Source organism: Salinimonas sediminis (assembly GCF_003429285.1).
Classification (GTDB): Bacteria; Pseudomonadota; Gammaproteobacteria; order Enterobacterales; family Alteromonadaceae; genus Alteromonas; species Alteromonas indica.
Window position 1 is genome coordinate 3,360,986 of the sequence record NZ_CP031769.1, and the last position, 24,341, is coordinate 3,385,326.

Annotated in this window: 24 protein-coding genes; 13 read left to right on the forward strand and 11 right to left on the reverse strand. The window is 48.3% G+C overall.

Annotated elements, in window-relative coordinates; genetic code table 11:
• Positions 1-6: 6 nt before the first annotated feature.
• Positions 7-1,131, reverse strand: coding sequence for a beta-ketoacyl-ACP synthase III (locus tag D0Y50_RS14800; RefSeq protein WP_108567523.1), 1,125 nt, complete (start codon positions 1,129-1,131; stop codon positions 7-9).
• 502 nt (positions 1,132-1,633) lie between these two features.
• Between D0Y50_RS14800 and D0Y50_RS14805 the strand changes: the two genes are divergently transcribed.
• Positions 1,634-2,434 (forward strand): M48 family metallopeptidase, encoded by an 801-nt coding sequence (locus D0Y50_RS14805; RefSeq protein WP_108567522.1) that lies wholly within the window; start codon positions 1,634-1,636, stop codon positions 2,432-2,434.
• A gap of 113 nt (positions 2,435-2,547) precedes the next feature.
• On the opposite strand, the gene D0Y50_RS14810 is transcribed toward D0Y50_RS14805, so the two are convergent.
• Entirely contained in the window at positions 2,548-3,414 is an 867-nt protein-coding gene (locus D0Y50_RS14810; RefSeq protein WP_108567521.1) for a mechanosensitive ion channel family protein, read from the reverse strand.
• Positions 3,415-3,856: 442 nt separating this feature from the next.
• Between D0Y50_RS14810 and D0Y50_RS19575 the strand changes: the two genes are divergently transcribed.
• From D0Y50_RS19575 to ruvX, 5 genes are all read left to right on the forward strand, one after another.
• Positions 3,857-4,030, forward strand: a complete 174-nt coding sequence (locus tag D0Y50_RS19575; protein WP_170145423.1) for a hypothetical protein — start codon at positions 3,857-3,859, stop codon at positions 4,028-4,030.
• A 117-nt stretch (positions 4,031-4,147) separates the two neighbouring features.
• Positions 4,148-4,876 (forward strand): 16S rRNA (uracil(1498)-N(3))-methyltransferase, encoded by a 729-nt coding sequence (locus D0Y50_RS14815; protein WP_117317659.1) that lies wholly within the window; start codon positions 4,148-4,150, stop codon positions 4,874-4,876.
• A gap of 171 nt (positions 4,877-5,047) precedes the next feature.
• Positions 5,048-6,016 carry a glutathione synthase gene (gene gshB, locus D0Y50_RS14820; protein ID WP_117317661.1) on the forward strand — a complete coding sequence of 323 codons (969 nt, stop codon included), beginning with the start codon at positions 5,048-5,050 and terminating at the stop codon, positions 6,014-6,016.
• Positions 6,013-6,579 (forward strand): YqgE/AlgH family protein, encoded by a 567-nt coding sequence (locus D0Y50_RS14825; RefSeq protein ID WP_117317663.1) that lies wholly within the window; start codon positions 6,013-6,015, stop codon positions 6,577-6,579. The genes gshB and D0Y50_RS14825 overlap by 4 nt, the downstream gene beginning before the upstream one ends.
• Positions 6,572-7,000, forward strand: coding sequence for a Holliday junction resolvase RuvX (gene ruvX / locus D0Y50_RS14830; protein ID WP_108567517.1), 429 nt, complete (start codon positions 6,572-6,574; stop codon positions 6,998-7,000). Before D0Y50_RS14825 ends, ruvX begins: the two co-directional genes overlap by 8 nt.
• 38 nt (positions 7,001-7,038) lie before the next feature.
• Here ruvX and D0Y50_RS14835 read toward each other — a convergent pair whose 3' ends face one another.
• The 3 genes from D0Y50_RS14835 to D0Y50_RS14845 are packed head-to-tail and all read right to left on the reverse strand — an operon-like array spanning position 7,039 to position 9,558.
• Positions 7,039-7,401 (reverse strand): putative signal transducing protein, encoded by a 363-nt coding sequence (locus D0Y50_RS14835; protein ID WP_108567516.1) that lies wholly within the window; start codon positions 7,399-7,401, stop codon positions 7,039-7,041.
• Between the two features lie 2 nt (positions 7,402-7,403).
• Positions 7,404-8,510 (reverse strand): PilT/PilU family type 4a pilus ATPase, encoded by a 1,107-nt coding sequence (locus tag D0Y50_RS14840; RefSeq protein ID WP_232366273.1) that lies wholly within the window; start codon positions 8,508-8,510, stop codon positions 7,404-7,406.
• A 10-nt stretch (positions 8,511-8,520) separates the two neighbouring features.
• Positions 8,521-9,558, reverse strand: coding sequence for a type IV pilus twitching motility protein PilT (locus D0Y50_RS14845; RefSeq protein ID WP_108567514.1), 1,038 nt, complete (start codon positions 9,556-9,558; stop codon positions 8,521-8,523).
• Positions 9,559-9,587: 29 nt separating this feature from the next.
• Here D0Y50_RS14845 and D0Y50_RS14850 point away from each other — a divergent pair, with 29 nt between their 5' ends.
• From D0Y50_RS14850 to D0Y50_RS14865, 4 genes are read left to right on the forward strand one after another with little or no spacing between them, the layout of a single operon-like run.
• On the forward strand, positions 9,588-10,277 hold the full coding sequence (locus tag D0Y50_RS14850; protein ID WP_117317667.1) for a YggS family pyridoxal phosphate-dependent enzyme: 690 nt from the start codon (positions 9,588-9,590) through the stop codon (positions 10,275-10,277).
• Positions 10,278-10,319: 42 nt separating this feature from the next.
• Positions 10,320-11,138, forward strand: a complete 819-nt coding sequence (gene proC / locus D0Y50_RS14855; RefSeq protein WP_117317669.1) for a pyrroline-5-carboxylate reductase — start codon at positions 10,320-10,322, stop codon at positions 11,136-11,138.
• A gap of 21 nt (positions 11,139-11,159) precedes the next feature.
• Positions 11,160-11,702, forward strand: a complete 543-nt coding sequence (locus D0Y50_RS14860; RefSeq protein WP_108567511.1) for a YggT family protein — start codon at positions 11,160-11,162, stop codon at positions 11,700-11,702.
• 38 nt (positions 11,703-11,740) lie between these two features.
• On the forward strand, positions 11,741-12,175 hold the full coding sequence (locus D0Y50_RS14865; protein ID WP_117317671.1) for a DUF4426 domain-containing protein: 435 nt from the start codon (positions 11,741-11,743) through the stop codon (positions 12,173-12,175).
• A 388-nt stretch (positions 12,176-12,563) separates the two neighbouring features.
• Here D0Y50_RS14865 and D0Y50_RS14870 read toward each other — a convergent pair whose 3' ends face one another.
• Positions 12,564-13,199: a glutathione S-transferase family protein gene (locus tag D0Y50_RS14870; protein ID WP_117317673.1), complete on the reverse strand. Its 636-nt coding sequence runs from the start codon at positions 13,197-13,199 to the stop codon at positions 12,564-12,566.
• A gap of 38 nt (positions 13,200-13,237) precedes the next feature.
• Positions 13,238-14,014, reverse strand: a complete 777-nt coding sequence (gene yaaA / locus D0Y50_RS14875) for a peroxide stress protein YaaA (protein WP_117317675.1) — start codon at positions 14,012-14,014, stop codon at positions 13,238-13,240.
• A 361-nt stretch (positions 14,015-14,375) separates the two neighbouring features.
• Here yaaA and tal point away from each other — a divergent pair, with 361 nt between their 5' ends.
• From tal to D0Y50_RS14890, 3 genes are all read left to right on the forward strand, one after another.
• Positions 14,376-15,335 carry a transaldolase gene (gene tal, locus D0Y50_RS14880; protein ID WP_108567507.1) on the forward strand — a complete coding sequence of 320 codons (960 nt, stop codon included), beginning with the start codon at positions 14,376-14,378 and terminating at the stop codon, positions 15,333-15,335.
• A 90-nt stretch (positions 15,336-15,425) separates the two neighbouring features.
• Positions 15,426-17,075 carry a glucose-6-phosphate isomerase gene (pgi, locus tag D0Y50_RS14885; RefSeq protein WP_108567506.1) on the forward strand — a complete coding sequence of 550 codons (1,650 nt, stop codon included), beginning with the start codon at positions 15,426-15,428 and terminating at the stop codon, positions 17,073-17,075.
• 234 nt (positions 17,076-17,309) lie between these two features.
• Positions 17,310-17,486, forward strand: coding sequence for a DUF3545 family protein (locus D0Y50_RS14890; RefSeq protein ID WP_108567626.1), 177 nt, complete (start codon positions 17,310-17,312; stop codon positions 17,484-17,486).
• Between the two features lie 1,016 nt (positions 17,487-18,502).
• Here D0Y50_RS14890 and ung read toward each other — a convergent pair.
• Genes ung through thrA form a run of 4 tightly spaced genes read right to left on the reverse strand, consistent with a single transcriptional unit; the run spans position 18,503 to position 23,890 of the window.
• The gene (gene ung / locus D0Y50_RS14895; protein ID WP_408640700.1) at positions 18,503-19,102 is read right to left on the reverse strand and encodes a uracil-DNA glycosylase; all 600 of its coding nucleotides are present in this window, start codon (positions 19,100-19,102) and stop codon (positions 18,503-18,505) included.
• A 53-nt stretch (positions 19,103-19,155) separates the two neighbouring features.
• Positions 19,156-20,448: a threonine synthase gene (gene thrC, locus D0Y50_RS14900; protein ID WP_117317679.1), complete on the reverse strand. Its 1,293-nt coding sequence runs from the start codon at positions 20,446-20,448 to the stop codon at positions 19,156-19,158.
• Between the two features lie 6 nt (positions 20,449-20,454).
• Entirely contained in the window at positions 20,455-21,408 is a 954-nt protein-coding gene (gene thrB / locus D0Y50_RS14905) for a homoserine kinase (RefSeq protein WP_117317681.1), read from the reverse strand.
• A 16-nt stretch (positions 21,409-21,424) separates the two neighbouring features.
• Entirely contained in the window at positions 21,425-23,890 is a 2,466-nt protein-coding gene (thrA, locus tag D0Y50_RS14910) for a bifunctional aspartate kinase/homoserine dehydrogenase I (RefSeq protein ID WP_117317683.1), read from the reverse strand.
• Positions 23,891-24,341: the final 451 nt, after the last annotated feature.

Here is a 24,341-nt window from a genome sequence, read left to right on the forward strand (position 1 = left end):
AGCGCATCAGCGTTTTTGTAATACCAGGCTGCCAATTGAATAACCAGCGCCAAACGAGCACAGTACGCCATAATCTTTGCTAGCTAAATCTTTATGGTTAAGGCCAAAGGCGATAACCGAACCGGCCGAGGCGGTATTGGCATACTCGTCTAGTACAATCGGCGCTTCTTCGCGGCTGGCTTCACGGCCAAGCAGACGCTTACAAATTAGCGTGTTCATATTAATGTTAGCCTGATGCAACCACCAGCGCTTAACCTGCTCGGGCGATAACGAATGGCGGCTAAGGTGTTGTTCGATATGCTCGGCTGCTAATGGGCACACCTCTTTGAAGACTTTACGCCCGGCCTGATGAAATAACTTGTCCGGCCCGTAGGGGTCCACGTCGTTCGCCCGCGATACATAGCCAAAATTAGAGCGGATATTGTTAGAATACTGCGTTAATGCTTGGGTGCTAAGAATATCGTAGACATGTTCTGCGGTGGCAGTTTCGGCTTTCTCGAGTACCGTCGCGGTCGCCACGTCACCAAAAATAAAGTGGCTGTCGCGGTCGGTGTAGTTAACCTGGGGCGAAACCAGCTCCGGATTGATCACCAGGACACAGCCAGCAGTGCCGGCGGCAATCATTTCATAAGCGCGGTGCATACCAAAAGTGGCTGCCGAACACGCTACCAGCATATCGAAACCAAAGCCTTTAATACCCAGTTCCTGCTGAACTTCGATAGCAATAGCCGGATAGGCACGTTGAGTATAGGCGCAGGAGACAATCACAGCATCCACTTCACTGGCAGATTTGTTCGCCTCTTTAAGCGCCAAGCGTGCAGCTTCTAAAGCTATCTGGGCCTGGTCTGACAATTCATCTTCGGCGCGTTCAGGAATAACCGGGCGCATCCGTTCAATATCCAACGCCCCTTCTTTGCGGTAGATATAACGTTGCTTGATCCCAGAAGCTTTTTCAATGAATTCGGCGCTGGAATGGGGCTTAGGTAGGAGGTTACCGGCTTCTATATCGTCCTGATGCTGCTGATTATACGCATCGCAATAAGCATTATAACTGGCGACCAGTTCTTCATTCGTTATTGTATGTTCCGGGTTCCAGACACCCACACCACTTACTACAATCTGTTGTGCCATCATGATCTCTTTGTTGTTTGGGTTGGAGTATGCCGTGTCGGCCCGTAAGACGCTCAGGCAAAGCTGCGGACTGGGCATACTAACCCTAATTATTTACCGGCCTAGCTTATCGCGTTGTGACAAAAATGTCATGAAACAATAGCGTGCCCCCGCGGGCTGGGCTGACTTCCGGTGAGCCCACCCAAAACAGGGCCTGCAAGGCGGATTGCCTGGAATTGGTTAGGCACTTTTAATAACTAACCTGCCACACTGATACCGAACCGCTTGGCGTTCCCGCCCGCGCACAATCGCTATTGCCCGGGCTGGATGAAGCCTATGGCTATCTGGTGGCGGCTAAACGAATAACTGGTTTGCCAGATCATCCCTTGTCAGTGCGGTTAGCGGTGGTGCGCGCAGGACCCTAACTAGCGCAAAGCACTGGCACGAAAGGCAGCAAGCCAGTACACTCACTAACCGGTTTATCTGTGAAAACCCACTTACTACAAAAAATAAGGAACCGTATATGTCTGTATGGAGAAAAACACTGCTGGCGTTAGGCGTATCTGCAATAGTCAGTGGCTGTGCCACCTCCCCTACCGGCCGTAATCAGGTCTTGCTGTATTCTTCAGATCAGCTGGCTGAAATGGGCGATCAGGCTTTCTCCAGTATGAAGGAGGAATTAACCATCTCAAATAAGCGCGTGCAGAATGACTATGTTGAGTGCGTGGCGAACTCTATAACCCCCTACGTTCCCAAAGAGGTGTACAGCGGCCAGTGGGAAGTAGTGGTATTTGATGATGAGCAGGTCAATGCGTTTGCTTTGCCTGGTGGAAAAATTGGCGTATATACCGGGCTGTTGGGCGTAGCCAAGAACCAAAACCAATTGGCCGCAGTGATTGGTCATGAAATTGGTCATGTTATTGCCGAACATGGTAACGAACGGATGTCTCAGGGCACCCTTATCAACATGGGGTCGCAGGCGGTAGGTCAGGTGTTGGCGGCCAATGAAGTCGGCCAGACCGGGCCAATTATGGCCGCTATTGGTCTGGGCGTGCAGGTAGGCGTCCAATTGCCATTTAGCCGCACCCATGAATCTGAAGCAGATGTTATCGGCTTACAGCTAATGGCACAGTCCGGTTTTGATCCTCGTCAATCGGTAGAATTGTGGAAAAATATGGATGCCGCCAGCACTGGCGAAAGACCAATGGAAATCATGTCTACCCACCCGGCGCCGCAAACCCGAATAGATAATTTACAGGCCAATATGTCGGCGGCAATGACTGACTATCAGCAAGCTGCCAGCCGGCCTGACTGCAAACAGTAAGTATACTTGTTGTGCCAGGCCCCCCACGTGGTTAGGTATATGCGATAGGCTTACCGGCATAAAAAAAGCGCCACTATGGCGCTTTTTTTGTCAGTTTGGTCAGTGATACAGGCTTAGGCCTGTTGTTCAGACTTTGCCGTATTATCGGCTTCTTTGTAAAAGTGCACATCCATTTGCGGATAAGGAATAGAGATTCCTTCCTGATCAAAGCGCAGTTTTACTTTTTCCGTGAAGTCTAATTTCACAGTCAGAAAATCAGAAGCTTTCACCCACGGCCGGACCGTAAAGTTGACGCTGTTATCGCCAAGCTCCGATACACCTACCAGGGGCGCCGGCTCCGTCAGAATGCGGTCATCAGCGGCAATCATATCTTGTAGAATCTGTTTGGCTTTAAGCAAGTCATCGTCATAACCAATGCCAAATGTCATATCTGCGCGGCGGGTCTCTTTAGCAGAATAGTTGGTGATATTGCCGTTATAGATATTGCCATTGGGAATAGTAATTTCTTTGTTATCGACTGAGGTCATCGTGGTATGGAAAATACCAATTTTCTGCACGGTGCCCATCGTACCCGCGGCTTCGATAAAGTTACCCGCAGTAAAAGGTTTGAACACCAGCAGCATCACGCCGGCGGCGAAATTTTTCAAGGAGTCCTGCAATGACAAGCCAATCGCCAAACCTGCCGCACCAACAATAGCTACCAGCGAGGTGGTATCAACCCCCAACTCGTTGAGCGAGGCGACGATTACGAACAACATTAAAATGGCACTGATGATTGACTCTAAAAAGTTAATCAGCATCTCGTCATATTTTGATTTTGCCATCAGGCGACGGAACATCGACATCACCAGGCTCACAACAATTCGACCAATAACGAATATAATGATTGCCATCGCAATATTGATACCCCAGGGTATCGCATATTCGTTAATGTACATCTCAATATTATCAGCTGATAACAACTCTACGTTTTCTTCCATTTTTTCAGTCCCATGTGGTGGTTATTTTAGATTATATTGTGCTTAAGCTAGCAGTCCCAACCTTTGTAGTGCAACGACTTTATGGTCATTCTGGCGTAAAATTATACAGAAGTATGAATTAATAACAGGTTTGAACTAAATCGATTCAGTCCTTTGTGTGACCGCCGTCCCTATTGCTGAATTTTTGAGCTGACCAATTGGTTATATTGCAAGCTACTGTTTTTGCGAATGTTCGCAAAAAAACATTGCTCAGGCCGCCATATTCGCTGGTATGTAGCCGATAAAGTCACTATCATATTGCCTCTTTCGCTTTGATGCCGATGGAGTGTGCAGTCCCACAACGCGAAAGAGATTCGTTTATTTCGCATTTTGCAATGATGCTATAACGAATAAGCGGCTCGTAACGACCTTCGTTAAACTAACGAAAAGAAAGGATTACACAATGTTATTTCTTACAGTGCTGTTTGCCATTGTAGTTGTGTTGTTTGCCTACGCGTTATCCTCTGACCGGGGCAAAAATACCATGTACGCGCGGCGTAACGCATCTTTCACCACTTCCCAGTCTATGCATGACATACCGAAGAAGTCTTCAACCAAAGTGGTTTCGGTTAACTAACCCCTGCGGCTTAGCCAGTTTTATTGGGAATAAATGACTATGCGGGGCCTGACAGGCATTGCGTCTGTCAGGCCATCATCGGTATCATTAACCTTATTCCCGACAAAGTAGTGTTGTATGCGAATTCCACGCTTTTATCATCCCGGTCCAGTGGTTATGGACGCAGAATTTCCGTTGGCTACTGACGCCGCACATCATGCCAGTACCGTGTTACGCCTTAAAGCGAACCAGCCTATCGTATTGTTTAATGGCGATGGCAACGAATATAGCGGTCAGGTGATCAGTGTATCGCGCCGTGAAGTCATGGTGGAGATGGACGCTTGCTTAACGCTTTCGGTTGAGTCCACTTTACCCCTGCATCTTGGCCAGGGCGTATCAAAAGGCGACCGAATGGATACGGTATTGCAAAAATGCGTAGAACTTGGCGTCACCGATATCACCCCGGTTATAACCGAACGGTGCACCGTGAAGCTGGACGAAAAGCGCTGGGAAAAGAAATTCAGCCAATGGCAGAAAATTATTATCGGTGCCTGTGAACAAAGCGGCCGCAACGTATTGCCGGTGTTGCATCCCGTTCAAACCTTCAGCCAGTTTATGGCTAACTCGACTACCCAGTATCGTTTAGTATTAGTGCCAGGCGCTACCCATAGTCTGAGTAAAACACCCTACGCCACCCCTGGCTATCGGCTATTGATAGGGCCGGAAGGCGGGTTATCAGAAGCCGAAACACATCAGGCCCAGGAGTGTGGTTTTGACGCCGTCAGTATGGGGCCAAGAATTTTACGCACGGAAACCGCTGCGTTAGCGAGTATCAGTTTACTCCAAGGATTGCACGGCGACTTATAGCTGCCGCAGTAGGTAAGCGTTGGCTGTAGCAATAGTGACAGCCGCCTGGCTTATAAATAAGCCAAGCCCGATATTTTTACCTGGCGGCCCTACAAATAATGGGCGATGGCTTGAAAAAACCCAGGCCAGCGCCATATTCTTGTCAAACAGTGACCATTTAAGCGAATAGCCATGACCTATACAGTGGGTGTGGTGATGGATCCCATCGCCAATATCAAACCTTACAAAGACACCAGTTTTGCGATGATGTTGGAAGCCCAGCGCCGGGGCACCCGGGTGTTATATTTTGAACCCGGCGATTTGTACCTCGACAATGGTAAGCCAATGGGCTTGGCCAGACCGGTAACGGTGCGCGATCAAAACGAAGATTTTTATACGTTAGGTGATACACAAATTATCCCGCTGGGTGATATCGATGTGATATTAATGCGTAAGGATCCGCCGTTTGACAGCGAATTTCTGTATGCCACACAAATACTGACATTGGCTGAGCGTGACGGTGCGTTAGTTGTAAATAACCCCCAGGGGCTGCGAGACTATAACGAAAAGTTGTTTACGGCCTGGTTCAGCGAGCTTATTCCCGACACCATGGTCACCAGTAATGCTGATCGTGTAAGGGCGTTTCATGCCCGTCATCAGGACATTATATGTAAACCTCTGGATGGAATGGGTGGCGCGTCCATTTTCAGAATCAAAGAAGATGGTAATAACCTGGGCGTCGTTATTGAAACGTTAACCGCGCATGGTAAACGTCATATGATGGTCCAAAAGTATTTGCCCGAAATTGTCGATGGCGATAAGCGTATTCTGATTATCGATGGCGAGGTGGTGCCCTATGCCTTAGCCCGCCTACCCGGCAAGGGCGAAACCCGGGGCAATCTGGCCGCCGGTGGCACGGGTCGACCACAGCCTTTAAGTGAGTCAGATCTGGCATTAGCGCAGCATATTGCACCCACGCTAAAGGCCCATGGCTTATTGTTTGTAGGGCTGGATGTTATTGGCAATAAAATTACGGAAATAAACGTAACCAGCCCCACCTGCGTAAGAGAAATAGAAGCCAGTTTTGATATTAACATTACAGGTATGTTATTTGATGCCATTGAACGGCGCCTGCAGGCAACCGACAGAGTGAGTGTATGACTGAGGTAAAGAGCTTACAGAACCATTTATTAATTGCCATGCCATCGCTGGATGATCCGTATTTTGAGCGTTCGCTGACCTATATTTGTGAGCACAATGAAGAAGGCGCTATGGGTATTGTCATCAACCAGCCTTCGTCGATGAACCTTAAAGAACTCTTAGAGCAAACTGACAAAGCGTTAGAAGTGGTGGCCCATAAACAAGATGATATTATTTTGGCTGGCGGACCGGTAAATCAGGAGCGCGGCTTCGTGCTGCACTCTGACCAGGGTCAGTGGGCATCCAGTTTAACGCTAGCCGACAATATTGTTATTACCACCTCCAAAGATATTCTTACTGCCATCGGCAGTAACAGTGGCCCGGAGAAGTCGGTTATTGCCTTAGGCTATGCAGGCTGGACCGCCGGCCAGTTAGAGCAGGAACTTCAAGACAACGCCTGGCTGACCATCGAAGCTGACCCGGAAATTCTGTTTAATACGCCAATCCACAAGAAATGGCAGGCGGCCGTAAATAAGTTGGGAATAGATGTGTGGCAGTTAACCCCGGACGTCGGGCATGCGTGAAGCCGGCCAGCGTACCGTATTGGCATTTGATTTCGGCACGAAAAGTATTGGAGTGGCCGTGGGCCAGGAAATTACCGGCACCGCCTCTCCTTTGTCAGCCCTGAAGGCCCAGGATGGTATTCCCGACTGGCAGAAGGTGGGGCAATTATTTGAAGACTGGGCTCCAGATCTGGCGGTAGTTGGCCTGCCGCTTAATATGGATGGCACCGAACAGGAAGTCACCTTACGCGCGAAAAAATTCGCTAACCGTTTGAATGGCCGATTTAAGGTAAAAGTAGACACGTGGGATGAGCGTTTATCCACGGCAGATGCGAAATCAATGCTTTTTGAGCTAGGCGGTTACAAAAAACTGACCAAAGAAAAAATCGATAGCGTATCCGCCTGCGTGATATTTACCAGTTGGGCTGAAAACCAGTATTAATGCCAGGGGTTGACCGGGCTTAATTTGAACAGGGTGAATTAACTTTCTTCAGTACAGCCATGGGCAGTACGATGACAACAGGGCTCTTCTTTTGTAGCTTGGCACTGCCAGCAAATAGCGAAGGCCCCTTCATTAAGTTCGTTACATTGGCTGCATTGCCAGTCGGAATTTTCGCAAAAGCAGCGGCCATCTCCGCTTAAACTTTCTACCACTTTGCCTGCCTGGTGTGCCCAGCTTTCATCAATTAGCCATACTTCCTGCTGAATATCGTGCCAGGGTAGCTCGCCAACGGCCCCCGCCACGTATTCGTTTTTCATCAGGTAGGGGATGCCTGCTGCCTCAAGTTCACTGCGCAGACGCTGAATTAAAAAGCGATCATCACTACCAAACAGCTTTTGCATGTTTAATCCATATCTATTGACACATTACTTAGCGAGCCTAAATCAGAACCCTCATTGGTGTCCAGTTTCACCATCAACCGTAAATCGTTGGGCGAATCAGCATGATGCAGTGCTTGCTCAAGCTCAATATCGCCTTGCTGATATAGCGTATAGAGCGCCATATCAAAAGTTTGCATTCCTGATTCCCGGCTTTTCTTCATGGCGTTTTTTAATTCGCCAATACGGTTGTTTTGAATGAGTTCGCTGACAAACGGCGAATTCAGTAAAACCTCAATAGCCGCCTTACGGCCCCCTTGCTTGGTAGGCACCAATTGCTGTGCCACAATTGCCCGCAAGTTCAGGCTGAGGTCAAACAAAAGCTTATTGTGCAGCTCTTTAGGCGCCAGATGCATTATCCGTTCAATTGCCTGGTTGGCGTTATTGGCATGTAATGTGGCCACACACAAGTGCCCCGTATCGGCAAATGACATAGCATACTCCATGGTTTCCATGGAACGAATCTCGCCTAGCAAAATCACATCAGGCGCCTGACGCAAGGAGCTTTTCAACGCCTCGTCAAAAGAATGGGTATCAATCCCGACTTCACGCTGGGTAACCACACACTGGCCGTGGCGGTGAATAAATTCTATAGGATCTTCAATGGTCAGGATATGACCTTTAGAATTATGATTCCGATGATCAATAAGCGCTGCCAGCGAGGTTGACTTACCCGTGCCAGTGGCACCTACCATCAGAATAAGCCCGCGTTTCGCCATAATGACATCTTTTAAAATGGCGGGTAATCCTAAATCATCTACCTTTGGAATTTCCGTTACAATTCGCCGAATAACCATGCCCACTGAGTCCCGCTGCCAAAAGGCACTACACCGAAACCGCCCCAATCCGGAAATACCTACAGCAAAGTTAGCTTCTTTTTGGGTAGTAAGCTCCTCGATATAGCGAGCCTCCATCACACTGTGCACCAGTTCTTTAGCCTGAAAGGCTGAGAGTTTGTCTTCGCTAAGACTGGTTAATTCGCCATTTATCTTGGCGCTAACCGGAAAGCCGGCAGTTATAAATATATCTGACGCGCCCAAGTCGGTGGCCTGGCGCAAAAAATCAATCAACACGGTGTATTCCTTAGAAACTGTTTTGTTTATCGACGGACTTAGCTGCGGCATCCTGTTGGCTAACCACACCTTTAGCCACCAGGCGCTGTAAGCACTGATCCATTGTTTGCATGCCCAATGATTGACCGGTTTGAATAACCGAATACATTTGCGGAACTTTATCTTCTCGAATCAGGTTACGAATAGCCGGTACGCCCAGCATTATCTCGTGCGCGGCAACCCTGCCCCCACCAATTTTTTTCAGCAGTGACTGTGAGATGACCGCCCGTAATGACTCAGACAACATTGAGCGAATCATTGATTTTTCTGCGGCCGGGAATACATCGACAATACGGTCAATCGTTTTCGGCGCGGAGTTTGTATGCAGGGTACCAAACACTAAATGGCCGGTTTCTGCGGCTGACATGGCTAACCGAATGGTTTCAAGGTCACGTAGCTCACCCACCAGAATGACATCCGGATCTTCACGTAATGCGGAACGAAGCGCATTGTTAAAACTGTGAGTATCACGGTGCACTTCCCGCTGATTGATGACACTAAGCTTGTTGTCGTGGACAAATTCGATAGGATCTTCAATGGTCAGGATATGATCGCGTTTATGGGCATTAATATGGTCAACCATTGCGGCCAGCGTGGTACTTTTCCCCGAACCGGTAGCGCCGGTAACTAACACCAGGCCGGTAGGCTGGTCGATAATATCTTTAAATATTTCCGGTGCTCCCAGTTCATCCAAGGTCAATACCCGCGACGGTATGGTTCTCAGAACTGCCGCGGCGCCGCGGTTTTGCACAAAGGCATTGACCCGGAAACGGGATAAGTCTTTCACTTCGAATGAAAAATCGATTTCCAGGTTTTCTTCGTATTCTTTACGCTGATTATCATTCATGATTTCGTAAATCAGCGCATGCACCTGCTTATGATCCAGCTCAGGGATATTCAGTCTGCGCATTTGTCCGTCAACCCGGATAATCGGCGGCAGGCCAGCTGACAGGTGCAAATCTGACGCGTTATTCTTTACACTGAAAGCTAAAAGTTCGGTAATATCCACGATTACATCTCCATATCGATAGGTGCACTATGCAAACAATAGCAGAACGACTGAAAATCACCTATGAACGCATAGATCAGGCGACTGCGCAGGCTAATCGTCCTTCAAATTCGGTCCAATTACTAGCCGTGTCAAAGACAAAACCGGTATCTGATATCAGGCTAGCGTATGAAGCAGGACAACGTTTGTTTGGCGAAAACTATATTCAGGAAGGCGTTGAAAAAGTCCAGGCTTTAGCCGATTTGCATGATATACAGTGGCATATGGTTGGCCCGGTACAGTCAAATAAAACCAAACTGGTGGCCGAACATTTTGACTGGGTACAGTCAGTAGATCGCGCCAAAATTGCGCGTCGTCTGAACGACCAGCGCCCCGCCGCTTTACCGCCCCTCAATATTTGTATTCAACTAAATATCGATAATGAAGACACCAAGGCCGGTGTTACGCCTGCGCAATTGCCGGCATTAATTGAAGAAATTGGCCAGTACCCGCAGCTAAAGTTGCGTGGCTTGATGGCTATCCCACGGGCCCAGGTTGGTGTCGATGAACAACAACGTAGCCTGACCAGGCTGGCAGATTTATTTGCCCAATACCATACAAAGCTGAGCGATTTTGATACCCTGTCCGTAGGTATGAGTGACGATTTAGAAGCGGCCATCGGTCACGGTTCCACTATGGTACGTATTGGTACGGCCATTTTTGGTGAGCGTAACCAGTAGCTTTTTGCGTTACATTTTTTTTGTCAGACCAAAAGGACAGACATGCAACAGAAAAAACTCGCGTTTATTGGCGCCGGCAATATGAGCCGGAGCATCATTAGTGGGCTTATCCAATCAGGCTATAACAAAGACCTGATCATGGCCAGCAACCCTTCTACGCCCAAACTGGACGCATTAAAAGAAGAGTTCGGTATTCAAACTACCCAGTCAAATGATGAAGCGTGTACTTTTGCCGATGCTATTGTTTTGTCGGTTAAGCCGCAGATGATGGGACAGATGTGTGAAGCGTTGCAAAGCAACGATCTTAGCGACAAACTGTTTATCTCTATCGCGGCCGGCCTGCCGGTGAGCCGCCTTAAAGAAATGCTCGGCGGTGACTATCCGGTTGCCAGAGTAATGCCTAATACCCCCAGCTTATTGGGTAAAGGAATGTCAGGGCTTTATGCCGACCCCACGATTACCGAGACCAATCGACAATATGTTGAAGATATGATGAACGGCGTGGGCGACACTGTATGGGTTGATCAGGAAGATGATATCAATGGGGTTATTGCAGCGGCCGGCAGCAGCCCAGCCTACTTCTTCTTATTTTTACAAGCTATGCAGGAAGAAGCCATTAACATGGGTTTTGATCAGGCGGCATCACGGAAAATGGTGCAGCAGGCAATGCTGGGCGCGGCCGAAATGGTATGCCAAAACCCTGATCTGGAACTGAGTGAACTGCGGGCTCAGGTCACCTCAAAAGGTGGCACCACCGCAGCAGCTGTTAATACGTTAATTGATGAGGGTTTACAAGAAACCGTCTCTAAAGCAATGCGCGCGGCAGTAGCCCGGGCAGAAGAAATGGCTAAACAACTTTAAATTTTTGTAGGAAGTTAATCGATGAGCGCAACGGTATTTCTTGTCTCTACCCTGTTCAATTTGTATTTGATGGTAGTGATTTTACGCTTGTGGCTACAGTTGGTTCGAGCCGATTTTTATAATCCGCTAAGCCAATTTGTAGTAAAAGCCACCCACCCAATTGTGGGGCCGTTGCGACGCGTTATCCCCTCGCTGGGCCGGTTCGACACCGCCACCTTTGTTTTGGCCGTTATTGTTGCGTTAGCTAAAATTGCGACCTTATACTTGTTGGTCGGCGCCAGCTTTGCCAATCCATTACACTTATTCTTACTCGCTGTGGTCGATGTAGTGAAAGAAGCGTTCTCGTTAGTATTTTGGGTACTGATTCTGCGCGCTATATTAAGCTGGATTTCGCAGGGCCAAAACCCGGTAGAACATGTGCTGTATCAGCTTACCGAACCATTTTTAGCTCCTATCCGAAAGATTATCCCCCCTATTGGCGGGCTAGACCTATCGGTATTAGTGGCCATTGTGGCACTGCAATTTATTCAAATACTACTGCAAGACACCTTTGGCCTTTATTAAGCCGGGGTGTAGCGGGGTTACTAGGGCGATGGATTAATATGCCTATACGCATGCCAAATTGGCTATTGATAGTAGTGGCCTGTCTGCTGTTTAGTGCACCTGGTGCAGCTGAGCAGAAAAAGACCCTAGGCCAATGGGACGTGCATTATATTGTGGTGAATACGGCATTTTTAACCCCGCAAGTCGCTCAGGCCTACGGTATTGTGCGCAGCAAATACAGTGCGCTGGTAAACATATCGGTACTTGATAAGCAAAATCAGCAAGCCCAGAATGTGGATATTACTGGCACTGCCACCAACCTTCTGGGCAAACAACATGCGTTGGCTTTTCGAAAAGTTGAAGAAGGTGAGGCTATTTATTATCTGGCGAATATTGCCTTTGATGATATGGAAACGTTTCGGTTTGTTATTGATATTAAACGCGGAAGCGCCAGCCATACATTGAAATTTCAGCAAAAACTGTACGCTGAATAGCGCCCCTGCTTACGCTCGCTCTTAAGGCGAAGACGATGCTTTAGCTAGCCGTTATTTGTTAGCACCGGGTAGCCAGCAGGCTCATTTTGTAAAACCTGAACCTTTCACTTTCTAACCTCCACGGCGCCCACTACCGCTAACGGTAACGGTAAAGCCCGTTCCGTACAACTTCCATCCAAAGCTATTCAGCCGCCGTAAAACTATTTTTGCTAGCCAGGCCCTGGCTAGCTCCGCGTTTGTATTCTTCCATGCTATGCACGTCAATATCCTACGCCCGTCACTATGCTACGCCCGTCACTATCCTACGCCCAGCACTATGCTATGCGCATCGTTCAGCGCCGCCATTAAGCGGGTTGCTGGCTAGCCAGCCAGGCCTTACGGGAGGGACTCAGGCTACTGCTGCTTTGGCCGACTGCTCGCGTTCTGTAGCCTTGATAAAAGCCTGGCGCGAAAGTACGCGTTCTTTGTAGGCCTGAACATTGTCATGCGGCAATGCCAGCTTAGATTCATCGGCCCAGGCCAGTAACTGCCCGGCGACAATATCAGCCATACTGAACATCGGCCCGCTAACGTAATCTTTAGTGCCTAATAACGTAGAAAATTCGCTGATTGCCCGTTCAAACTCAAAAGTCGCCACCTGCTGCATTTGGGCCAGCCGATGATGTTCAGGTAAAATGAAGTCGTGTTTCACAATGTTCCATAGCGGTTGTTCAAGCTCGGTTATCATAAAACACATCATTTGCTGGTATAACGCGCGTTCGCTACTGCCGATGGGGGCGATAAGCTCGTGGTAGGCGTGATTTTCCCCTAAATAGGTGACAATCGCCGCCGACTCACTCAGATGCCCCTGAGGGGTACTTAGCAAAGGAATTTTTCCGGTAGGCGTGAGCGCCAGGTAATCAGGATGCCGATGCGCCCCACTGAATAAATCGACAAGTTTATAGTGGTATTCCAGGCCTATTTCTTCCAATGCCCAGGCCACCCGCAACGAGCGGGTTCCCGGATAACCATATAAGGTATACATAGTCTGCTTCCTGTTCGCTAAGACGAGGGCGCGGCAGTTTAGTTCTGAGCGTCTCTGAGAAACACCAGATCATTACCGCTGCTTTGTTCTTCACTGAAATAATAGCCTTGTTCGGTGAAGTTGTGCAGGTCGGCGACTTCCTCAACCTGATTCTCAAGTATATACCTTGCCATTAAACCGCGGGCTTTTTTTGCATAAAAACTGATTACTTTATACTGCCCATTTTTGTAGTCTTTAAATTGCGGGGTAATAATGGCACCCGCCAGCTTGGCTTTTTTTACCGCGCGAAAATATTCGTTGGATGCCAGGTTAACTAATACGTTGTCGCCTTGTGCCTGCATAGCTTCATTAAGTTTCTGGGTAATAGTGTCGCCCCAAAAACTGTACAAGTCTTTGCCCTGCGCATTGTCAAGCTTGGTGCCCATTTCCAGTCTGTAGGCCTGCATTAAATCCAGGGGCCGTAGTACCCCGTAAAGACCCGATAAAATGCGTAAATGACGCTGGGCATAGGTTACTGCGTTGTCGCTTAGGCTTGGCGCATCCAGGCCGGTGTAGACATCACCATTAAACGCGTATAACGCCTGACGGGCATTAGTTTTAGTAAAAGGAGTAGTAAATTCTGCAAACCGCTCGGCATTGAGTGTGGCTAATTTATCGCTGATACTCATCAACGAGCCCAACTGAGCTGGGGTAAGTTCGCGGCACCGTTCAACCAGTTGACTGGCTTGTTCAAGCAGTTCAGGCGAGGTTGCCTGATCGGTCGGAACGGGACTGGTAAAATCCAGGTTTTTAGCAGGGGATACAACAACAAGCATGGGCGCTCCTACAGCAATCATTTTAGTGACGCAAAGTGTAGCCTGATAGCCGCCGGGCTTAAAGTCGAATAACTATATCACTGTAATCAGTAAATTGATTACACCGGTGGTTTTGCAGCAGGGTGTTGAATACAGGCGAATTACCCCAATCATATAAACTATCAACGGGTTTGTGTTTTAAATCATGCTTCGGTTTGCTATAACCAAAGCAAAATTGCGATCTGGTTTCATATTTCAGACATAGTAACCCTACACAGTAAACGCATCCCCTGATGCAACTTTAGTTTTTTCTGACAGGTCATAGTGATGTATGAAACGGCCCGTCAGTATATTTTTTTAACTCCCACATTCAGAGAGAACTATGAGCAATCAGTTAGAAGCGCTACGCGAGATGACGACAGTTGTTGCTGACACCGGCGATATTGAAGCCATTAAGAAGTATCAGCCTGTCGATGCCACTACCAACCCTTCTCTTCTATTAAAAGCAGCCAGCCTGCCACACTACAAGCAAATTATTGATGATGCGGTAGCATGGGCTAAATTACAGTCTAAAGATGCCGACCAGCAACTTGTAGATGCCTCAGATAAACTGTCAGTGCTTATCGGCAAAGAAATTTCAGGCTCTGTGCCAGGACGTATTTCTACCGAAGTAGATGCCCGTTTATCATTTGATACCGAAGCCACCATTGCTAAAGCCGAGCGTTTTATTGAATTGTATGCTGATGAAGGCATCGATAAATCGCGCATTCTGATAAAAATTGCTTCTACCTGGGAAGGCATTCGTGCTGCTGAGGTACTTGAGCAAAAAGGCATTAACTGCAACCTTACGCTGTTGTTCAGTTTTGCTCAGGCCCGTGCCTGTGCTGAAGCCGGCGCATTTTTGATTTCACCCTTCGTAGGCCGTATTTTAGATTGGTATAAAGAGAATACCGACAAAAAAGAATACGCTTCACACGAAGATCCAGGCGTGCAGTCGGTCACTGAAATCTACGATTATTATAAGCGTCATGGTTATGACACGATTGTAATGGGCGCAAGTTTCCGTAATATTGGTGAAATTCAGGCGCTGGCTGGCTGTGACCGCTTGACCATCAGCCCTGCCCTGTTGGAAGAACTGGCCAACGAAACTGCTGAACTAAAAGCCGTATTGAAAGATGAAGGGGCCAGCGAAACACCCGGGGCTAAAATAAGCGAAAGTCAGTTCCGCTGGGAAATGAATGAAGATCCTATGGCAACTGAAAAGCTGGCCGAAGGTATCCGTAACTTTGCTGCTGACCAGGTCAAACTGGAAACCACGCTAAAAGAAAAACTGGATATCTAGTTTACTGATACGACCACTTTATGCCCCCCTCAAAGGTTATGCTTTTTAGCATAACCTTTTGCTTTATTGACTAAACTATAGGAAATCATCATGAGCACACTGACCAGCCAGCCACAATGGCACCGGCTTTCTGAGTTAGCCGCATCGGTTAAAGACGCGCATATGCGGGATTGGTTCAGCCAGGACCCTTCGCGCGCCGACACAATGCAGGCCGAAGCGTGCGGCATTTTTTTGGATTATTCTAAAAACCGTGTAACTGATGAAGTGATGACGTCGCTGTTTGAATTAGCGGAAGCTCAAGGGCTGTCGGCACAGCGCGATGCTATGTTTGGTGGCCAGCATATCAACAGCACCGAAAACCGTGCTGTATTGCATACCGCGCTCCGAAACTTCTCCGGTGAACCCGTGATGGTAGACGGCAAAGATGTAATGCCCGAGGTGCAGGCAACGCTGGATAAGATTCAGAAATTTACCGAAACAGTCCATTCTGGGTCTCATTTGGGTTATACCGGTAAACCGGTAAAACAGGTTGTAGCGATTGGTATTGGCGGCTCGTTCCTGGGGCCAAAGATCATGACCGAGGCACTCAAGCCTTACCGTAGTGATGCGGTAAAAGTGCACTTTGTTGCCAATGTCGATGGTTGTCATATACATGATGTTTTAAGCAGCCTGGATCACGAAGAAACCTTGGTGGTCATGTCTTCCAAGTCGTTTTCGACGCAGGAAACGCTGCAGAATACCCAAACGGCTAAACAATGGTTCTTATCTGCTGGTGGCACCCAAGAAGACATTGCCAAACATTTTGTTGCCGTATCTTCAAATGTAAAAGCTGCCACCGACTTCGGCATAGCCGAAGAAAATATCTTTCCCATGTGGGACTGGGTAGGCGGTCGTTATTCTTTATGGTCAGCTATTGGTTTGCCGATTTCCCTGAGCCTGGGTTTTGATAATTTTAAGGGCTTACTGGAAGGTGCGCATGAAATGGATAAGCATTTTAAGAATGCACCATTAGAGAGCAACCTGCCCGTTATTATGGCGATGCTGGGTGTTTGGTACCGCAATTTCTTTGATGCGCAGTCAACAGTGATGTTGCCTTACTATCATTACCTGCGCGGATTACCTGCCTATGTGCAACAGCTTGATATGGAAAGTAATGGTAAGCAAGTTACCAAACAGGGTGACGTGGTGGATTACGCCACCGGCCCAATTATTTGGGGTAGTGAAGGGACCAACGGCCAGCATAGCTTTCACCAGCTTATTCATCAGGGGACGTCGCTGATTCCTGCCGACTTCATGTTACCGCTGCACGTACCTAACCAGAACGATACGCATCATGCCATGCTGGCTTCTAACTGCTTTGGCCAGGCCCAGGCGCTTATGCAGGGTAAAACCTTTGATGAGTGCTATACAGACCTGGCTGATGAAGGCTTGGATGAGGATACCCGTAAGCATATTGCACAACATAAAACGATGCCAGGCAACAAGCCCAGCAACACATTATTGTTCGAAAAACTGGATCCGGTAACACTTGGCGCGCTGGTTGCTTTGTATGAACATAAAGTGTTCGTTCAGGGCGTAATCTGGCAGGTGAACTCCTTTGACCAGTGGGGTGTGGAATTAGGAAAAGAGCTTGGTAATCAAGTGCTTGATGGGATTCAAGGGAACGCACAAGAAAGTCAGTTTGATGTGTCTACCCAACAACTCATCGCTAAATTCCGCTCTGCCAATGCACCAAAATAGGCTGTTGCCATAGGTGCATCTCTGATACTTCGATAATCTATATCGCGGCTGGGCCTTCCAGCCGCACTTATCTACCCTGAATGAACACCACTATTGTCATTGAACCGTCACAATTTGTTAATAAAAAGTAAACTTTCTTATTTTATTTTCGTTGTGGCTATGATACAAAAATGGACAGAGGGATTTACGTTTCACTCTGTCACTGTTGTAAGTGGTACCATTAAGGAGATCCTCGTGGATAAGTCAGATCTATTTACTATGTTAGATATCGAAGCAACTCCAGCGAAAACAAAAAGTAAAAAGCGGAAGTGGAGAGAAATAGAAGCGCTGCAAGATAGATTCAGACTGGAAAAAGAGCTCGCCGAGATTGACTATAGTTTCGAGTACGAACTGGAAACAATGGAACGATAAACACAAAAAACGGCCATCTGCATAAGATGGCCGTTTTTCGTTTCGGTCATAGTTGCGTTACCTGGAGATACTGGGGCTGGCTTTTATTGGGTAAAGACAGACGCTTACGCCCCTATATCCTGTCGCAGTGCTGATTTATGCTACTTCAGGTGGTTAGCGACTCGGTCTCGGTTCACACTCGGCTCACTCTCGACTCACCCTCGATAATAGAGCGCCCCGCGTCCGAAAGCACACCGAACTCGGCTCAGGCTGCGTAGGCAATGCTGTTTTATGCTACTTCAGGTAGTTAGCGACTCGGTCTCGGTTCACACTCGGCTCACTCTCGGTGCACTCTTGATAATAGAGCCCCCGCGTGACCGAAAGCACACCGAACTCGGCTCAGGCTGCGTAGGCAATGCTGATTTATGCTACTTCAGGTGGTTAGCGACTCACTCTCGGTTCACTCTCGACTCTCTCTCGGTTCACTCTTGATAATAGAGAGCCCCGCGTGTCCGAAAGCACACCACGATTGGATCAGGCTGCGTAGGCAATGCTGCATCGTATATAATACGTATGCCCCTGCAAAGATGCACAGATCACCGCTAAAGATAACGCTGGAGATAAGGGGTAGAACGTCACTGTAGGGTAAACTCAGGGTACTTATACTTACTCACAGCTACTTGCTAACACTACGCACGGCGGTTAACCGCATGCAACAGGCGTGGCCGTAAATAGGGCTAGGATATCCGGCTATTCACACTGTAGATGGACCGTATCGCTTACAGCATCATATTATCTTTTACCGCAATACTGTATCTGTAGTTTTGAAACCATTGCGTTTACCCTTTGCATTAATGCGCTAGCGGTGTTCGCCCCCGGTCAAATAACGCTCGGTTAAGCCTGGATAGTATTACCGGCAAAGTTGCGACCCATTGCCCGAGCAAAAACCTGCCGTGTAGGCCTGGGCTTGAATAAAAAACTGCGCAGGCTTAGTAGCCGGCGCAGGACTGAAAGGGAAGTCAGATAGTGAGGGAGTACTATACCTGCCAGGTAATAGGGGTTTTACCTTGCGCCTCTAACAGGCGATTGGTCTGGCTAAAGTGCTGGCACCCCAAAAAGCCGCGATGGGCCGACAAGGGTGAGGGATGTGGTGCGGTAAGTACATGGTGACGGGCGGTATCAATACCTGCACCTTTTTTTTGCGCATGACTGCCCCATAACAAGAACACGACACCTTCAAGATGCTGATTGACCGCGTCTATCACCGCGTCAGTAAAGGTTTCCCAGCCAAATTTTGCATGGCTATGGGCCTTACCCTGTTCTACTGTTAATACGGTATTTAGCATCAATACCCCCTGCTCGGCCCAACTGGATAACGTTCCGTGAGCCGGCACGGCAAAATCGGCAATATCGGCGGCTAATTCTTTATATATATTGTTCAGTGAAGGCGGCGGTTTAATACCGGGCAATACTGAAAAGCATAGTCCGTGAGCCTGGTTAGGGCCGTGATAGGGATCCTGGCCCAACATTACGACTTTTACATCGCTAAGCTCAGTGAATTTAAGGGCATTAAATACCTGTTCACGGGGTGGGTATACCACTTTCCCCGCCGCCCTTTCTTCCTCTACACGCTCCATCAGGGCCTGGAAATAAGGTTTTTCCTTCTCCGGGCCCAATACGTCATGCCACTTCACGATTGGGTTTGCAACAGAGCAAGCATGTGGGCTTTTAATGCCTCGTAACTTGGCTCTAAATCCACCGCCAGGCTATCTTCGGTGGCCACCGCAGCAAGCTCTCGTGGCAAGCTGATAGGCTGGCCTAATACATTTTCGACCGTTTCGCGAAATTTGGCCGGATGCGCGGTGCCTAAAAACAGTCCTTTTTCACCTTCTTCCAGCCCGTGGCTTAGCGAACGAAAGGCGATAGCCGCATGGGGCTCACTGGTATAGCCTGCCTGCGCTAACTGACGCATGGCAATCTGGGTGTATTGTTCGTCTACGGATTCGCCACGCAAACAGGCTTTGTCTATATAGCCCTGTTCAATTAATGCCTCGATACGCGGCCAGTTGTTAGGCTGACTGACGTCCATGGCGTTAGAGATGGTCGCAACTGTTGCTTTTGGATCCCATTCACCGGTTTTCAGATAACGCGGCACGGTGTCGTTAAGGTTAGTCGCCGCAATAAACCGTTTTATAGGTAACCCCATTGCTTTAGCAATCATACCAGCCGTCAGGTTGCCAAAATTACCGCTGGGTACCGAGACCACCAGCTGCTCGCGTTCGGCTACCGGAATTTGGCTAAGAGCTTCAAAATAATAACATACCTGTGCCAGTAAACGGCTGATATTTATTGAGTTGGCAGAATTGAGATGCAACCCGTCGCGAACATCAGGATCGTCAAAAGCCTGTTTAACCAGCGACTGGCAGGCATCAAAATCGGCTTCAATGGCTACCGTATGGATATTGCCACCTAAGGTTGAAAACAGCTTTTCCTGCAACGGGCTGATTTTTCCTTTAGGGAACAATATAACCACGTTAATGTTACTGATACCATGGAATGCCTGGGCGACGGCAGCGCCTGTATCACCTGAGGTTGCGGTGAGAATGGTTATCGGTTGCCCAGCCGAAATACGCGCCAGCACCTGCGCCATAAAGCGGCCGCCAAAATCTTTAAAGGCCAGCGTGGGGCCATGAAAGAGTTCCAGCGTATATATATCGTCGGTGACTTTCTCTACCGGAGCGGCGAAGTTAAATGCTTGCTCTACAATTTCATCTAACACACCGGCACCCAGCTCATCGCCTATAAGCGTATGCAGAATCTCTATGCTGCGTTCTACAAATGGCTTAGCCAGAAGTGATTCTACATCAGTTAGCTTAGGAATAGCGGTCGGAAAATACAGCCCCTGATGTTTGCCCAGGCCTTTCTTTACGGCTTGTGCAAATGACACTGTATCGGTTGCGTCCTTTAAATTTACTAGTTCCACAATATTTTACCCTTGCTGTTGTTGTACACCCGCCTGCGGGATACGACAAACATGGCTGAAGCCATCTTCGTTTTGCTTATAATTGTTGTCTAACCAGGCAGCAATATGCTGAGCCTGTGCTTGGTCGCGGCATACCGCAAACACCGTTGGGCCAGAGCCCGATATGCCAAATGCCAGCGCGCCATGCTCCATGCTATAGGCACGTGCCTCATCAAATCCTGGCAATAGTGATTTGCGATACGGCTCAGCAATCACATCTTGCATCACACTGGCAGCCAGTTGCTCATTATTGGCATAGAGCGCATGAACAAACACCCCAAGCTGGCGCCCAAATGTCAACGCGTCAGGTAAGTCCACCGTCTTGGGTAAAATATCCCGCGCCGCTGAGGTGGATACGCTAATGCCTGAGTAACAAATAGCCCAGTACCAGTTTTCCATTAAAGGTAAGGCAACGGTGACGGGCGATGACTGGCCGGTCATCAATGTCATCCCGCCAAGATAGCACGGGGCAACATTGTCGTAGTGAATACTGCCACTGATTTGCCCTTCTAGCTCGCCCATCATATGCAATAATTCATCTTGCTTAAATGGCGAATCGAAATGTGCATTGAGTGCATGAAAAGCCGCTACGATAGAGCTTGCACTGGAACCTAGCCCGCTTCCGATAGGCAAGTTTTTATGCAGTGTCATTGCCAGTGGATGGGTAGCATGGCCGTATTTTACGCACGCTTCGATAAAGTGTTCGTAACAGTGGGTGACAATATTGGTGTTCTCATCCGCGGGCAGTTTGTGCGCAAAGGGGCCGGCCACATGAAGCGCAAAAGCGTCAGCTTGCTGCACTTCCACCACATCACCCAGCGCGGTTCCATCAACTGGCTCCAGCGCCGCCCCCAGCACGTCAAATCCCAGGCTGACATTACCGATTGAAGCTGGGGCGTACGCTATTGTTTTATTTTTCATTATTGAGTCCTACCGGCTAGCCGGCCATTTGTTTCCAGGGCATGGTCCGAAGGATATCAGCAAACACTCCCGCCGCGGTGACCGTTCCACCTGCCCCGTAACCACGAATGACATAGGGAATAGGCTGGTAATAGTCACTGCTGATAGCCAGTGCATTTTCGCCGTCTTTTACGGCGGCCAGTGGATGGCTGGCTGGCACCGCCTGAATGGTAACCCGGCATTGATTATCTTCAATACTGCCGATATAGCGCAGCACTTTGCCATCGTTTTGCGCCTGCCTGACTTTTTCTCCAAAACTATCATCTAGCTCGGGCAACCGTTGCATGAACTCATCGACTGAGCATTCCTCAGCAAAGCCTGCTGGCAGCACTGATTCAATGGTTATATCACTTAGCTCCAACTCAAGGTCAGCTTCACGTGCCATAATTAATAGCTTTCGCGCTACGTCCATGCCACTAAGATCATCCCGCGGATCAGGTTCAGTATAGCCGTTTTTGCGGGCAGTTTCGGTTGCTTCAGACAAACTCATGCCTTCTTCAAGCTTACCAAACACATACGACAGGCTACCGGATAAGATACCCTCAAACCGATGCAATACATCGCCTGCACTAAACAGTTTCTGTAGGTTATCAATAACCGGTAAGCCTGCACCTACCGTGGTTTCGTACAGATACTGGCGGTTGGTTTGTAGCGCAGTTTTGCGTAGTTTCCGGTAATAGGTAAGCGTATCGGTGTTGGCTTTTTTGTTCGGCGTCACCACATGAAAACCTTGTTCCAGCATCTCTACATACTGCGCAGCGATACCTGCACTGCTGGTACAGTCCACAATCACCGGATTAACCAGGCTGTTGTGATTAACAAAGTCATGCAGCTGCTCAACCGAAAATGATTGGTCGCTGGCGGCTAACTCTTCGGCCCAGCTGTTACCCACGTCAATACCATTCGGATTGAGCAGTAATTTGCGGCTATTGGCAATCCCGTACACCCGTAACTGGATATTTCGCTTTAACAATGCCGGTTGCTGGCGAGAAATTTGGCCAAGTAATTCCTGGCCTACATTGCCACAACCAATCAAAAACACATCAATAGTATGACGGTTTGAGAAGAAGTTCTGGTGAATCACCCGAACTGCTTTTTTAGCGCGTTTTGCTTCGATAACCGTGGATATTGAACGCTCTGATGAGCCCTGGGCTATTGCCACATTATTGACCCTGGCTTGCGCCAGAGAATTGAAAAACCGTGCTGCCAGGCCTTTCGTATGGCGCATACCATCGCCCACCAAAGTGACAATTGCCAAGTCGCGGCGCACTTCTATCGGGTCAAGAAGCTGGTTTTGCAGCTCTAACGTAAAGGCATCTTCTAACAACGCCAGTGCTTTGTCGGCATCTTTGTTTTGAATACAAAAGCTTATGCTGTACTCAGAACTGGATTGGGTAATCAATGAAATAGAAATATTGGCGTTCGACATGACCTCAAACACCCGGCTTGCCATACCCACCATTCCTTTTAGGCCGGGACCGGCGACATTGAACATAGTAATGTCATCTAGTTGGGAAATACCTTTTACCGAGGTCCAGGTTTCGCTGGCTTCATTAGATATTAAGGTACCCGGTGCGGCTGGGTTTAGCGTATTACGGATAAGGCAGGGAATATGGTGCTGAGCAATAGGTCCGATGGTTTTAGGATGCAATACCTTGGCGCCAAAGTACGATAATTCCATGGCCTCCTGATAGGTTAGCTTATCCAGTAAAACGGCCCCTTCAACCTGATTCGGATCCGCGTTGTACACGCCATCTACATCCGTCCAGATTTCGCAGGCTTTAGCCCCGATACAGGCAGCAAGAATAGCGGCTGAATAATCTGAACCATTGCGCCCGAGGGTAACTTTCTCGCCTACTTCGTTAGCGGCTACGAAACCAGGCATGACCAAAAAGACACTACCATCGGCAACAATATCGCTGAAGTTCGCTTTGCTTAATGCCACATCGGCAATACTATCAAGATAATCTCCCTGAGCCCGCACGTATTCCACCGGATCGATTATCTGGTTGGTAATACCTTTGGCACTTAAGATACCGCTAAACAAAGTGACACTAATGTATTCGCCAATACTGAGTAAGCCAGCTGTTACTGAGTCGGGAGCACAACCCAGTAGACGAATGCCATCAAGCTGCTTTTTAAGGCTGGCCAGCTGGTTATCAATAAATGCTACCACCGCGTCGTAGTCGAAGCCCGATAATATATCGTTAAGCTGGGCAGCAATGCCGGTGACCAGCGTTTCGAGTTTTTCAAATAGTGGTAGAAAATCCTGATCTGCTGCGGCCTGTTCACATAACAGGGAGAGTGCGTTAGTCACTCCTTTGGGGGCAGAGAGCACCACGGCAGCGCCGTCGGTTTGGTGGGTGGAAATGCTAATCTCGGTCACACGCAGGTATCGCTGTGCATCGGCCAGAGAAGATCCACCAAACTTTAACACTTTCATTTGTTGCTCCTTATTGATTGGGTTAACTACATCAATTTTTGCAGCTTTAAGTTAAAAAAAAACCCGCTCTCGGTGAGGGCGGGTTTTTTGGTATTTGCGTCTAACATGCACTAACCAGCAACCGCCCTCAAAGAGGTGGTAATCATAATCATGCCGGTGGTGCTTGTTATTGTTTTCATGGGTTCAATTTGCCGTATAGACGTCTATATGTCAACCGCCTTTGTGTAAATTTTAGCAAACAGTGTGATCATGTCCATTCTGGATGGGCATTTTACCGTTTGCGGGAAATCCTTTAGATTCATGGAATTAGTAGGTGTACGCGATCTCGGCAGGCTTTTATTTTCACGGTTTCGCTGAATTCAGAGGTAAAAATACGCTAAAAATATTCCCGCTGAAGTAGCTTAACGTTTTGAAAGTTAATATGTTTATTCGAAAGGGCAGCAACCTCAAA